This is a genomic window from Riemerella anatipestifer, assembly GCF_009932355.1.
Classification (GTDB): Bacteria; Bacteroidota; Bacteroidia; order Flavobacteriales; family Weeksellaceae; genus Riemerella; species Riemerella anatipestifer_E.
Genome location: NZ_LEKU01000010.1, coordinates 47,333 through 61,178, shown reverse-complemented (window position 1 = coordinate 61,178; position 13,846 = coordinate 47,333). Strand labels below are relative to the sequence as shown.

The following is a 13,846-nucleotide window of genomic DNA, read 5'->3' as shown; positions in this document are numbered from 1 at the left end:
AAGCGGAGCCTCTGAGCGAGGAGTATGAGCGGATAGCGGGAAATAGCTCCTAAATAAAATCTGATAAATATCAGCTAATTGATGAGTTTATTTTTATTTGTATTTAATCCAAATTAGATTATATTTGCAACATGAATACAGCAGTAATTCCTTTTAAAGTACCTGTACTTACGCCAGCGTTTTCGGCTGAACAAGAGATGTTTTGCAGCAAAAAGAAATGTTGTAAAAAGTTTAAAAAGGGCAAAAGGTGCAAAAAATGCCCTGGCAGATTGAAAATGGCTTAACGAAAAAGCCAAAATAAAAGTAGTATCACCAACAATAGAGCTAGGATATATGGAAGTTTACTAGGTCGGTTGGCAATGTTTGATTGCTGTTTTGTATTGGTAAAATGAGTTTCAGAGAGAGGGGTTTCCACTTCCTGTATTTCTTTTATGGTGATGCCTTTGGCAACGGTTTTTTGCAATAGTGTATTGGTAGCATTCAGTAAAATTCGGCACTCTCCGTTGGTATCAAATTGTGTGATTTTCACCTTTTTTTCTCCATAGTTTTTTACTAGACCAAAAGGGATTATTTTTATTACATCGGCGTTTTGTGTCTGCCAATTTAGGATAATTTCTTCGCCTTTTTTCACTCGAAGTTTATTCGCGTGGAAAGTCTTGATGTAAGGCGGCTGGTCGGATTTAATGTTTTGTTGTATTTGTGCTAGTTTTTGGTCGTATAAACTTCTACTACTTGAGTTGATAAGCACCTCGTAAGCCTCCTGAACTTCTCTGAAACGCTCCACAAAAAATGAATCGTTTTCGTTTTTATCAGGGTGATATTTAAGTGATAATTTTCGGTAAGCCTTCTTGATGTCTTCCGATGTAGCCTCTTCCGAAATTCCTAAAAAATAATAGTAATTCTTCACCTTAAACCAATTCCAAAATTTGTTTTAGTTCTAAAATATGAGTGCCTGTTTTGTACCTTTCCACCGATTTTACCATTGCTTTACTTAAATCTTCCACTGATATAGGTTGATATTTTTTCAGCAATCCTATTTTATTAAAAGTATTTAATATAGGTAGTGAAATACGCTCTCCCAATCTCTTGGTTTCAGGGCGTATAAGTAAACTTGGTCTTAAAATAATAAGGTTAGGGAAATTAAGTTCTGTAATTGCCTCCTCTAGTTTACCCTTCATTTTAGAATAGAAAATTGGCGACTTTTTATCTGCTCCCATAGAAGAAATTAAAACCAATGTAGAAACTCCGTTTTCTTTGGCTATTTTAGCAAATGTGTATTGGTAATCATAATCCACACGCCACTGAGCGTCTTGACTCCCAGCGTCTTTAAGCGTAGTTCCTAAACAAGAAAATGCAACATCTCCGCTGATAATAGCCGAACTTTGTTCTAAATGATTAAAATCTACTTTACAAACCTCCACTTTTGGTAATAACGAAGTGCTGTCTCTCCTAGATAATGCCACCACCGACTGATACGACAAATCATTAGAAAGTGTATGTAATAGAGCCTTACCTGTAGCTCCCGTCCCACCAATAACTACTGCTTTTTTCATCTCATCAAAATACAAAAAGGGAGAACTAATGCAGGTTCTCCCCCTCTAAAATAATTTATTTTAAGCTCGCTAAAGCGGCTTCGTAGTTAGGCTCGTTAGTAATTTCGGATACTTGTTCTGTGTAAATCACTTTATCATTTTCATCAGTGATAACAACCGCTCTACTCAACAATCCTTTAAGTGGTGAATCTACTAAAGTAACACCAAATTCTTCCCCAAAATTACTTCTGAAATCAGATAGTGTTTCCACATTATTTAAACCTTCCGCAGCACAAAAACGCCCTAATGCAAATGGTAAATCTCTAGAGATATTTATCACTATCGTATTATCTAACTTAGATGCTTCTTCATTAAATTTTCTCGCTGAAGCGGCACATACTCCCGTGTCTATACTTGGGAAAATATTAAGTACTTTTCTTTTTCCTGAGAAGTCATTTTTAGTTTTTTCGCTTAAATCTGAAGCTACTAGATTAAAGTCTTTTATTGTTTCTCCTAGTTTAGGAAGTTCTCCTACACTACTAATTTCATTACCTTTTAATGTTAGTTTTGCCATTTTAAATGTTTTAATATTTATCAAAAATAAATATAAATTTCTTACAAACCTATTGTTAGCTTTACTATCCTAATAAACACCAATAAAAAAGCATAAACTCCGAAAAGTTTATGCTCTCTATATCAACTGATTGATTCTTATTTTATTTTCTTAATAAAGTCCAAATTGCATAGCAAATAAATCTGGATACACTCCCATCGCTACCAATAACAATACAAGCACCACCGCCATAATGTTATAAGTAATACTTACCTTTTCACTAGTTTTAAATGTACTTTCTTGATAAAAGAACATCGCTATAATCAATCTTAAATAATAAGCGATACTCAAGGCAGAACCCAAGATAGCTACAATTACCAGTACAGTAGCGTTACCTGAAATAGCTTGACTAAAAACATTAAATTTACCTATAAACCCTGCCGTAAGCGGAATACCAGCCATTGACAATAAAGATACAGAAGCTACAATAGCTAATAAAGGTTCTGTTTTTGCCAAACCGTTAAATGCTTCAAAAGAAGTTTCTCTTTTAATTTTTTCTACCCATATCAAGCACATAAACACCCCAACTGTTGCTAAAGAATAAGCAAATAGATAGAAAGCTAAATTATATACAGAAAGGCTATTAAACCCGAAAAAAATTAGTGCAATATACCCTGCATGAGAAACACTAGAGTAAGCCAACATTCTCTTCGCATTGGTTTGTGCCAATCCCATAATATTAGACAAGATGAGCGTTAATATAATAAGCACAGCCACGATGTTAATCCACATAGAAAAACCTCCGATAAATGCTAAAGTCATCACTTTGAAAAACGCATAAAATCCTGCTATCTTAACCACTGATGCCATAAAGCCTGTAATAAGAGACGGTGCTCCTTGATATACATCTGGACTCCACATATGGAATGGTGCTAAAGATACTTTAAATGCCATAGCCACCAACATCATTACAATTCCTAATAAAAACATTTTGCTTGTAGCTCCGTGTGCTCCTCTAAAAAGGTGGATAGTTGCTAAATCAAAACTACCTGTACTACCATAAATCAAAGCGATACCGAAAAGCAAAAAGCCCGTAGCAAAAGCACCCATCAAAAAGTATTTCATAGACGCTTCTACAGAACGAAGGTTGGTTTTAGCACTTCCTGCCATAACATAAAGCGGTATAGACAGTATCTCTATCCCTAAAAATAGAGTAACCATATTTTGGAATCCAAACAAAATAATACCTCCACAAAGAGAAAATAGCATTAAAGCATAAAGCTCCGACTGGTGACTTCTATGATTACTAAATGCAAAACCTGCAATAAAAAATAATAAAAGAGTTACCACCAAAGATATTTTGGTAAATAATGCTGTATTAGCACTATAGCTAAACATCGCATTGTATTTTTCAAAAAAAGTACAATCAGGAAGGAAACTAACATATAACGCAATTCCCAAACCAAGAATTCCTACATACCTAGCATATTTACCCTGATTAAAAACACCCGTAAACAAAGCAATAACTGCTGTGATAAATATAGTAATTAAAACACTCATCTTTTTAAAATATCATTTTGTTAACTTATCACAGATAAGTAAATAAACTTTAACGAACTTTGCACCATTTCTATAATGATATTAGGATACACTCCCAATACTATTACAAAAATAGATAACCCTGCCAATACCGAAAATTCTACCGCCGAAAGGTCTTTAACTTGTGATAAAACAGCTTCGTCTCCTTCTCCAAACATTGCTTTACCATAAAGTCTTAGCATATATACTGCTGCTAAGATTACTGTTAGTCCAGAAACTATTACTGCTAATGTATTGTAGCTAAATACGGCTTTTAGTAACATAAATTCTCCGATAAATCCATTTGTCAACGGAACCGCCATAGACCCTAATAAAATAATCATAAACAGTACTGCAAACTTAGGAGCTACTCTAGCCAATCCACCCATCTGACGAAGGTCTCTTGTACCAAATCTTTTAATGAGAATATCAGCACAGTAGAATAACCCTACCACATTGATACCGTGTGCAAAAGTTTGTACCATAGCACCCTCAGCACCCTCATAAGTAAATGTTCCATTAAGTGTAACAATAGCAGAAGCAAAAATTCCTGCAACCATTAACCCCACATGCGATAGAGATGAATAAGCGATAATTCTCTTAACATCATTATTCACAATAGCTATTAAAGCTCCATAAATAATCCCCACTATTGCCATTACCATTATTATTTTACCAGAAAGACCTAGTACGGCCTCTGGAGCTATTGGTAATAGATATCTTAGCACTCCATAGACTGCCATTTTAAGCATAATCCCTGACAGAAGCATAGAGCCTTGCGTTGGTGCATAAGTATATGTATCTGGCTGCCAAGTATGGAAGGGAAATAATGGCAACTTAACCGCAAATGCCATCATAATTAACCAGAAAACAAAGGTCTGTTGTTCAGTATTCAGAGCCGCATTATACAAATCTATCAAAGCAAAAGAGTCTGAATGATTGTATAAATAAACTAAACCAACCAACATGAATAAAGAACCGAAGAAAGTATAGACAAAAAACTTAGTAGTTGTTTTAATTCTTTGGTCTTCTTGCCCCCAAATTCCGCATATAAACAATATTGGAATAAGGGTAACTTCCCAAAATATATAGAATAATAAACCATCTAACGCAGTGAAAACGCCTAAAAGACCAAACTGCATCAATAAGACAAGTCCATAAAAAGTATTTCTATAAGATGTCTGTTGATTAAACGATGATAGAATGATAAAAGGCACTAAAATATTGGTAAGCAATATCATTAGCATACCCATACCATCTATACCGAAACTTAAACTACTTCTTATCAAATAACTCCAATCGTATTGTATTTGGTACTGCATTTCGCCATCTACAGAATCTGTGTAGTTGAAATTAAACAACATCACAAATGCCAGCAACAACTGAGCTAAAGCTATACCAAATGCCAAATACCTACTCTGAGAGCTCTTCCAAGCAAAAACCAATCCTGAACCTACAAGAGGTAATAGTAATAATGATAATAACATCTATTATAGAACTAAAAAGTTAATAATTAAAATAATACCTATCGCCAAAGACATAATTAAAATGTAGTTTTCTACATTTCCATTCTGAACTTTTTTGAATGCTCTACCTGAACCTACCGAACCTAAACCTACAAGTGTTACTAAACGGTCTAAAATTCCTTTATCAAACATAGAAGCCAATTTACCCAAACCTTCTACTGGTTTTACCACAGCAGCATTGTAAATTTCGTCTATATACAATTTTTGAGCAGACAGTTTTTCCCAACCTGTATATTCAGCTTTAGGCTGTTTGTTTTTAGTAACATACAGATATCTAACCACAAACCAAACTACAAAGAACATTAGTACTGTAAGCCCTAGTAAAATCATTTCTACATTAAATGGAACTTCAACCGTTTCCTTTGTGTAAACATAATACAACCCTTCTAACCAATGGTGTAAAGTTTGGTATTCTCCGTGAGCTATAAAATGAGGCAAATTCAAGAAACCACCCAACAAAGACAATACAGATAAAACCATCAATGGTAAAGTCATATTAAGTGGACTTTCGTGAAGGTGATGTTTTTGCTCCTCTGTCCCTCTGAAAGAGCCGTGGAAAGTAAGATAATACAATCTAAACATATAAGTAGCCGTCATAGCTGCTATTACGAAAAGAATTACCCAGAATATTGGATTTTTAGCATACGCTGACACCAATATTTCATCTTTAGAAATCATACCTGAAAATAACGGCATTCCCGATATAGCCAATGTACCTATAAAAAAAGTAGCGTGAGTTATAGGAATATACTTTTTAAGTCCTCCCATAAATCTCATATCTTGCTCTCCGCTCATTGCGTGGATTACAGAACCTGAACCTAAGAATAGTAATGCCTTGAAAAAAGCGTGTGTCATCAAATGGAACATCGCCGCTGTATAAGCTCCTACTCCTAAAGCTACAAACATAAACCCTAGCTGAGATACTGTAGAGTAAGCCAATACCTTTTTAATGTCGTTTTGTCTTAATGCCATAAACGCTGCTAAAGCTGCTGTAAGCAATGCTATATACAAGATAACATCTAATGTTGTAGGTGCTAAAGAATATAAGAAGTTAGAACGAACTACCAAATAAATCCCCGCTGTAACCATCGTAGCTGCGTGGATAAGTGCAGATACTGGAGTAGGTCCTGCCATGGCATCTGGTAACCATGTAAATAACGGCAATTGTGCTGATTTACCTACCGCTCCTACAAATAAACTCAATGTGATAAAGATAACAACTGGGCTATCAATAGCAAACGTAGATGAGTTTTGAGCTACACTTAGATAATCTACCGCATTTACTTCAGATGCTAACATAAAAATACCTATCAACAAACCTAAATCTCCTATACGGTTCATAATGAAAGCCTTTCTAGCCGCCTTACCATATTCTTGATTTTTATACCAAAAACCAATCAATAAATAAGAACAAAGACCAACACCTTCCCAACCGATAAACAGAATCAAATAGTTACTTCCCATTACTAGAAGTAACATAGAGAATATAAACAGGTTGAGGTAAGTAAAGAATTTATAGAAGCCTTCATCGTGGCTCATATAACCAATAGAATACAAGTGGATTAAAGAACCAATCCCTGTAATGATCATCATCATCATTAAAGAAAGCTGGTCTACCTGAAACCCAAAATTAACCTGCATACCATTAACACGGAACCATTCAAAAGCCTTTACCACTAAAGCAGGACTATCCGAATTGAACTGTGTAAAGATATAAACCGAAAGTAAAAATGAAACAAATACCACCGCAGTAGCCAAACCGCCTACCACAATTTTAGGTAATCTTTTCCCTAATAATCCGTTGATTAAAAAGCCTAATAAAGGAAAAAGAACAATCGCATAAACTATATTTTCCATATTTCTTTTATCCTTTTAATTTATTTAAAATACTAATATCTACTGATTTTATATTTCGGTACATCATAGTAATAATAGCCAGTCCCACAGCCACTTCTGCCGCAGCTACCACCATAATGAAAAATACCAACATCTGCCCATGAGCATCTCCGTAATAGGTAGAAAATGCTACTAATAATAGATTTACAGAATTAAGCATAAGCTCTACACATCCCAAAATAACAATGGCATTTTTTCTTAACAAAACACCCAAAACACCCAAACAGAATAAAAATGTAGATAAAACTACGTAATAATCCAAAGGAATGTTCTGTACAAAAGAATTCATTTCCATAATATTTTATAAATCTTTTTTACCAATTAGCACCGCTCCTACAATCCCCGAAAGAATTAAAATTGAAGCCAACTCAAACGGCAATACATACTCATTAAACAATAATCTTCCCAAATTTTTGGTAAGCCCTACACCTTCTGTAATCTCAGTTACAGGTAATTCATTTCCTACATAACCTCTTAAAGCACCTACAAAACCTACTAAAAGAAGCCCTACAGAGAAAATTCCTGCAAATTTCATTAGGTTATCCTTTTTGCCTTCGTCTTTCTCCTTTAGATTAAGCATCATAAGCACATATAAGAATAAAACCATAATAGCTCCTGCATATACTATAATCTGCACAATTCCCAAAAATTGAGCGTTAAGTAATATATACAATCCTGCTATAGAAAAAAATGTAATTACTAAAGACAATATACTATATAACGGATTTTTAGCTGCTACAAAATAGATAGCACTAATAACCGCTAAACCTGAAATAATATAAAAAACAATCTGCTCCATTACTTAATAAGATTTCTTTTGTCTTTCACTAATATCTATTCTATTGTTCATATCCTCCACTAGTTTGTCTTTTCCATAGACAAAAGAACCACGGTTAGACTCTACATCTACTAATCTATCTGTAAGATAAATCGCCGATTTAGGACAAGCCTCCTCACACAATCCACAGAAAATACATCTCAACATATTAATTTCGTAAGTAGAAGCATATTTTTCCTCTCTATAAAGATGTTTTTCTTCCTTAGTTCTTTCAGCCGAAGTCATCGTAATGGCTTCCGCAGGACAAGCAACTGCACAAAGCCCGCAAGCGGTACATCTTTCTCTACCTTCATCATCTCTTTTAAGAACATGTCTCCCACGCCATACTTTAGCCCTTGGCTTTTCTTGTTCTGGATATTGTATCGTACTATCTTTCTTAAAAAAATGCTTTAGTGTAATGCTCATACCCTTAACTATAGCAGGGAGATAAGCCTTTTCCGCCAAAGTCATCTTTTTATTAGAAACTACTTTTGATCTATTTGTTAATTTCATTATCTATTAGATATTAGATGTTAGACATTATTTAATTGTCTTTATCTTGTATTTCAATTTTATAAATTTGGTATTAACTTCCAAACGCTAATATTACCGCTCCTGTTATCAATAAATTAACTAATGTTAATGGGATTAAAGTCTTCCAACCAAGATGCATCAGTTGGTCGTAACGGAAACGAGGAAGCGTCCATCTAATCCACATAAACAAGAAGATACCAAAGAATGTTTTACTCAAAAACGCAACAATACTTAAAATTCCAGCTACATTTTCACCATAGGTAGTCGTTACCCATTCTACACCTGGATAGTTGTAACCACCAAAGAATAAAACCACCATTAAAGCATTGGAGATAAACATATTAACATATTCCCCAAACATATATAATCCCAACTTCATCGCAGAATACTCTGTCATAAAACCAGCCACGAGCTCAGCCTCACACTCTGGTAAATCGAACGGATGTCGGTTACACTCTGCCAATGCAGCTACCAAGAAAACTAAGAAGGCTACTGGTTGATAAAAAATATTCCAATTCATTCCAGAACCTACAGGAATTACGCCCCATAGTTTGCCTGTGCCTTGTGCTTCTGTAATTACTCTTAAATCTAATGAACCTGCCATCATAATGATAGACAATAATGCTAACCCCATAGCTAATTCATAAGATATCATCTGAGAAGATGCACGAATAGCACCTATAAGAGAATATTTATTGTTAGAAGCCCAACCACCTATCATAATGCCATAAACTCCCACAGACACCATACCTATAAGGTAAAGCACCCCAACATCTATGTTAGCTACTTGTAAACTAAACGATTCTCCACCTATGTTAAGGCTTTTTCCCCAAGGAATAACCGCTCCTGTAATAAGTGATATAAACATCACCAAACCAGGACCTAAAATAAATAAAAACTTCTCTGAATTTTTAGGAATAAAGTCTTCCTTAAAGAAAAATTTACCACCGTCAGCCAAAGGTTGTAATAATCCCAATGGACCAGTCCTATTAGGACCGATACGGTCTTGCATCAATGCAGCCACCTTTCTTTCTGCCCAAGTAGAATAAGCCGCTACCGTAAGAGACAGAATAAAAAGAGAGATTACTAATATCGTTTTAAAAGTCAATAAATCCATAACTTATTTTTCTTCTTCTTGATTTTTATTTTCTGTAGAGCTTTCTATTTCTTTTGCTGTATTATCCTCCAAAAGCTCGTAAGCATTCGTTGAATCTTCGTAATGATTAGCAGAAATTACAGAATGTCTGCTGATATGTCTTGGTCCTTCAACATTCCAATACTTGACATCTTTTTTATGGAAACGGCAATCATTACAAATAAATTCTTCTACTTCACCATACTCGTCTTTTCTAGCCGTTACTCTGATAACCTCATCCCCCTTCATCCACAATACTGCTTTACCACTACATTTTTCGCACTTACAAGTAGCGTTCATAGGTTTTGTAAACCATACTCTACTCGCAAAACGAGAAGTGTTATCCGTTAGAGCTCCCACAGGACAAACATCAATCACATTACCTATAAAATCATTCTCTAATGCCTTATTGAGGTAGGTAGATATTTCGGCGTGATCACCTCTAAATAATATCCCATGCTCTCTCTCTTTCGTAAGCTGATTAGCCGCTAAGACACATCTAGCACATAGGATACAACGGTTCATATTAAGTTTAATATAAGGACCTATATCTTCTGGTTCAAAAGTTCTTCTTTCAAACTCCGTTCTTGTATTTTCTACTCCGTGTTCATAGCCTAAGTCTTGAAGATGACACTCTCCAGCTTGGTCACAAATTGGACAATCCAATGGGTGATTAACAAGGAGGAACTCAGTAACGGCTTTTCTGGCCTCTTGAGTTTTCTCAGAAGTTAAATTTTTTACCTCCATACCGTCCATCACTGTTGTACGACAACTTGCCACAAGTTTAGGCATTGGTCTAGGGTCTGCTTCTGACCCTTTAGAAACCTCTACCAAACAAGTACGACATCTACCACCACTAGTTTCCAATTTACTATAATAGCACATTGCAGGCGGCACAGACTTCCCCCCGATTTGTCTAGCAGCCTCTAGGATACTAGTACCAGGAGCAACCTCTGTAGTCTGCCCATCTATAGTTACTTTAAACTTTTTAACTTCCTCACTCATAATTTTCTATAATTAACCTTTTCAAAAATAGGCTATGAATTGACTGTGTTATTTTATATATACATTTCTCTTTATTAGTAATATTTCTTTACTACATCTGAGAAAATTACTCTTCCACTTTTAAAGGAATAGGATCTGCATAGTTTCCTAAACCGTAGTTTTGAGTTAATGCTAACTCTGGGTTTTTAACATACCATTCAAACTCATCACGGAAATGGCGAATAGCTGCTGCTACAGGCCACGCTGCCGCATCTCCTAACGGACAAATGGTATTACCCTCTATTTTTCTTTGAATATCCCATAGTAAATCTATATCGGACATTTCTCCTTTACCTTCTACAATCTTTTTCAGGATACGATACATCCACCCCGTTCCTTCTCTACAAGGTGTACATTGTCCACAGCTTTCGTGGTTGTAGAAACGAGCTAAAGTCATAGTGTGTTTTACCACAGATTGGTCTTCATCTAAAACAATGAAACCACCTGACCCCATCATCGTTCCCGTAGCAAACCCTCCTTCTGAAAGGGATTCGTAATTCATATATCTTGGTTTGCCATCTATGGTTCTTAGCAATAAATTAGCTGGTACAATAGGCACAGAACTTCCTCCAGGAATACACGCCTTAAGACGCTTTCCGTTAGGTATTCCACCACAATATTCATCAGAATATATAAATTCTTCCACTGTAATGGTCATATCAATCTCATAAACTCCTGGTTTATTGATATTACCACACGCTGAAATTAGCTTAGTTCCTGTAGAACGCCCAACTCCAATTTTAGCATACTCTGCTCCAGAAATATTGATAATAGGCACTACTGCGGCAATAGACTCCACATTATTAACTACCGTAGGTCTTTCCCAAAGCCCTTTAACCGCTGGGAATGGAGGTTTTAGTCTAGGATTACCTCTTCTTCCTTCTAATGATTCTAGAAGAGCGGTTTCCTCTCCACAGATGTAAGCTCCACCTCCTCTTTGGACATAAATTTCCAAATCAAAACCAGAACCTAATATATTTTTACCTAAAAATCCTGCTTTTTTAGCTTCCTCAATAGCTTCCTCTAAAATATCAGGAATCCAAGAATATTCTCCTCTAATGTAGATGTAAGAAGCATTAGAACCTAAACAGTAAGACGAAATTAACATTCCTTCAATTAAAAGATGAGGAATAAATTCCATCAAATATCTGTCCTTGAAAGTGCCTGGCTCTGACTCATCGGCATTCACTACCAAGTGTCTAGGCACCCCTTCTGGCTTCGCTAAAAAGCTCCACTTAAGCCCCGTAGGGAAACCTGCTCCTCCACGACCTCTAAGTCCAGAAGTTTTTACTTCTTCTAAAATTTCTTCAGGAGCCATCTTAAGTGCCTTTTCTGCTGCTTGATAACCTCCCTGTTTGCGGTAAACATCAAAATAACGAATACCCTCTATATGTGCATCTTTAAGTAAAAGTTTTTTACTCATTTTTTCTTTTATTTAATCCAAAGCAATGGCTCCTTGTCTGCATAGCTCAAGGATTTCATCTACTTTCTCTTTAGTTAAATGTTCATGATAAAATTTCCCTAACTGCATCATTGGTGCGTAGCCACAAGCTCCTAAGCATTCCGCTGGTTTTAATGTAAACAAACCATCTTCCGTAGTTTCTCCATCCTTAATGTTAAGTGTTTTACGGATATGGTCTAAAATATCATCACTTCCATTGAGCATACAAGGTCCTGTTCTACACACTTCTAGCACATATTTACCTACCGGCTTCATATTAAACATCGTGTAGAAAGTAGCCACTTCGTACACCTCTATTGGCAATATGTTAAGCACCTCCGCCACATAGTCCATCACGGGAACACTAAGCCACCCTCCAAATTCCTTTTGTGCAATATGCAAAACAGGAATAAGTGCCGACTTTTGTTTCCCTTCAGGGTATCTAGCGATGATTTTATGAACCTTTTCTAAGGTTTCTGGCTTAAAAGCTATAACTGTCTCGTTCATTTTTTTATCTTGTAAAAGTACTGTGTACTCTAATTCTTTTTTAGTTTTAGCAAAATTTTAGGCGTCTAATTCTCCTGCAATTACATTCATACTACTCATAGTTACAATAGCATCAGAAATCATAGAGCCTTTTATCATTTCTGGGAACGCTTGGTAGTATATAAAACAAGGTCTTCTAAAGTGTAGTCTGTATGGCGTTCTTCCACCATCACTAATAAGATAGAAGCCTAACTCTCCATTTCCACCCTCTACACAATGGTACACCTCTCCTTTAGGAATATCTTGCTCTCCCATAACAATTTTAAAGTGATAGATAAGAGCTTCCATTTTGGTGTAAACATCTGCTTTAGCTGGCAAATAAAACTCTGGAACATCTGCGTGATAATCACCTTCTGGAAGGTTTTCGTAAGCATTTTTAACCAACTTATAACTTTCCCATATCTCCTGCTGACGAACCATAAATCTGTCATAAGTATCTCCCGCTGTCCCTACTGGAATGATAAAATCAAAATCATCATAAGACGAATAAGGTTGTGCTACACGCACATCGTAATCTACCCCAGCTGCACGAAGATTTGGTCCTGTAAAGCTGTAATTAAGAGCTCTCTCTGCCGAAATAGGTCCTGCCCCAATAGTTCTATCCATAAAGATTCTGTTTCGCTCCATTAGGTTACAAAACTCTTGGAATCTTTTTGGGAAGTTTTTAATAAAATCTTTAATTAATTCGTGAAATTTAGGGCTAAAATCTCTCTCAAAACCACCAATTCTACCAATATTGGTAGTCATTCTAGCTCCGCAGATTTGCTCGTACATTTCGTAAATACGCTCTCTGTCTTGGAATACATAGGTAAACCCTGTAATTGCTCCTGTATCTACTCCTATTACCCCATTACATACCAAATGGTCTGCAATCCTAGCCAACTCCATAATGATGATACGCATATAATCTACTCTCTTCGGTACTTTACAACCGATGAGCTTTTCCACCGTCATATGCCATCCTAAGTTGTTGATTGGAGCTGAACAATAATTAAGACGGTCTGTAAGCGTAGTAATCTGGGCGTAAGGTCTTCTCTCTGATATTTTCTCAAAAGCACGATGAATATAACCTACCGTCTGCTCAGAGTGAAGTATTTTTTCCCCATCCATCGTCAGTACATTTTGGAATATACCATGTGTTGCGGGGTGTGTAGGTCCTAAATTAAGGGTATATAATTGCCCATCAATTTGCTCACTACTTTCGTATTGATTAAGTATATTAGATAGTTCGTTATCTTTCATAA

General features: G+C 35.8%; 14 protein-coding genes. All 14 read right to left on the bottom strand.

The window, feature by feature from the left end; translation table 11 throughout:
* Positions 1–280 precede the first annotated feature (280 nt).
* The gene (locus tag GXW81_RS04665; RefSeq protein WP_161531393.1) at positions 281–907 is read right to left on the bottom strand and encodes a J domain-containing protein; all 627 of its coding nucleotides are present in this window, start codon (positions 905–907) and stop codon (positions 281–283) included.
* Position 908: 1 nt separating this feature from the next.
* Entirely contained in the window at positions 909–1,553 is a 645-nt protein-coding gene (locus GXW81_RS04660) for an NAD(P)H-binding protein (RefSeq protein ID WP_161531392.1), read from the bottom strand.
* Between the two features lie 55 nt (positions 1,554–1,608).
* The gene (tpx, locus tag GXW81_RS04655) at positions 1,609–2,106 is read right to left on the bottom strand and encodes a thiol peroxidase (RefSeq protein ID WP_161531391.1); all 498 of its coding nucleotides are present in this window, start codon (positions 2,104–2,106) and stop codon (positions 1,609–1,611) included.
* Positions 2,107–2,256: 150 nt separating this feature from the next.
* The gene (locus GXW81_RS04650) at positions 2,257–3,645 is read right to left on the bottom strand and encodes an NADH-quinone oxidoreductase subunit N (RefSeq protein ID WP_161531390.1); all 1,389 of its coding nucleotides are present in this window, start codon (positions 3,643–3,645) and stop codon (positions 2,257–2,259) included.
* A 20-nt stretch (positions 3,646–3,665) separates the two neighbouring features.
* A complete protein-coding gene (locus GXW81_RS04645; protein ID WP_161531389.1) occupies positions 3,666–5,150 on the bottom strand; it encodes a NuoM family protein in 1,485 nt (494 codons plus the stop codon).
* A gap of 3 nt (positions 5,151–5,153) precedes the next feature.
* Positions 5,154–7,046, bottom strand: coding sequence for an NADH-quinone oxidoreductase subunit L (nuoL, locus tag GXW81_RS04640; protein ID WP_161531388.1), 1,893 nt, complete (start codon positions 7,044–7,046; stop codon positions 5,154–5,156).
* A 7-nt stretch (positions 7,047–7,053) separates the two neighbouring features.
* Entirely contained in the window at positions 7,054–7,380 is a 327-nt protein-coding gene (gene nuoK, locus GXW81_RS04635; RefSeq protein ID WP_004918357.1) for an NADH-quinone oxidoreductase subunit NuoK, read from the bottom strand.
* A 6-nt stretch (positions 7,381–7,386) separates the two neighbouring features.
* A complete protein-coding gene (locus GXW81_RS04630) occupies positions 7,387–7,884 on the bottom strand; it encodes an NADH-quinone oxidoreductase subunit J (protein WP_161531387.1) in 498 nt (165 codons plus the stop codon).
* A 3-nt stretch (positions 7,885–7,887) separates the two neighbouring features.
* Positions 7,888–8,415, bottom strand: coding sequence for an NADH-quinone oxidoreductase subunit I (locus GXW81_RS04625; RefSeq protein WP_013446881.1), 528 nt, complete (start codon positions 8,413–8,415; stop codon positions 7,888–7,890).
* Positions 8,416–8,488: 73 nt separating this feature from the next.
* Positions 8,489–9,553 carry an NADH-quinone oxidoreductase subunit NuoH gene (gene nuoH, locus GXW81_RS04620; RefSeq protein WP_161531386.1) on the bottom strand — a complete coding sequence of 355 codons (1,065 nt, stop codon included), beginning with the start codon at positions 9,551–9,553 and terminating at the stop codon, positions 8,489–8,491.
* Between the two features lie 3 nt (positions 9,554–9,556).
* Complete coding sequence (locus GXW81_RS04615) at positions 9,557–10,576, bottom strand: 2Fe-2S iron-sulfur cluster-binding protein (RefSeq protein WP_161531385.1); 1,020 nt, start codon at positions 10,574–10,576, stop codon at positions 9,557–9,559.
* Between the two features lie 106 nt (positions 10,577–10,682).
* Positions 10,683–12,038, bottom strand: coding sequence for an NADH-quinone oxidoreductase subunit NuoF (gene nuoF, locus GXW81_RS04610; RefSeq protein WP_014938101.1), 1,356 nt, complete (start codon positions 12,036–12,038; stop codon positions 10,683–10,685).
* A gap of 12 nt (positions 12,039–12,050) precedes the next feature.
* Complete coding sequence (gene nuoE / locus GXW81_RS04605; protein ID WP_004918343.1) at positions 12,051–12,563, bottom strand: NAD(P)H-dependent oxidoreductase subunit E; 513 nt, start codon at positions 12,561–12,563, stop codon at positions 12,051–12,053.
* A 57-nt stretch (positions 12,564–12,620) separates the two neighbouring features.
* Positions 12,621–13,844 carry an NADH-quinone oxidoreductase subunit D gene (locus tag GXW81_RS04600; RefSeq protein WP_064970368.1) on the bottom strand — a complete coding sequence of 408 codons (1,224 nt, stop codon included), beginning with the start codon at positions 13,842–13,844 and terminating at the stop codon, positions 12,621–12,623.
* Positions 13,845–13,846: the final 2 nt, after the last annotated feature.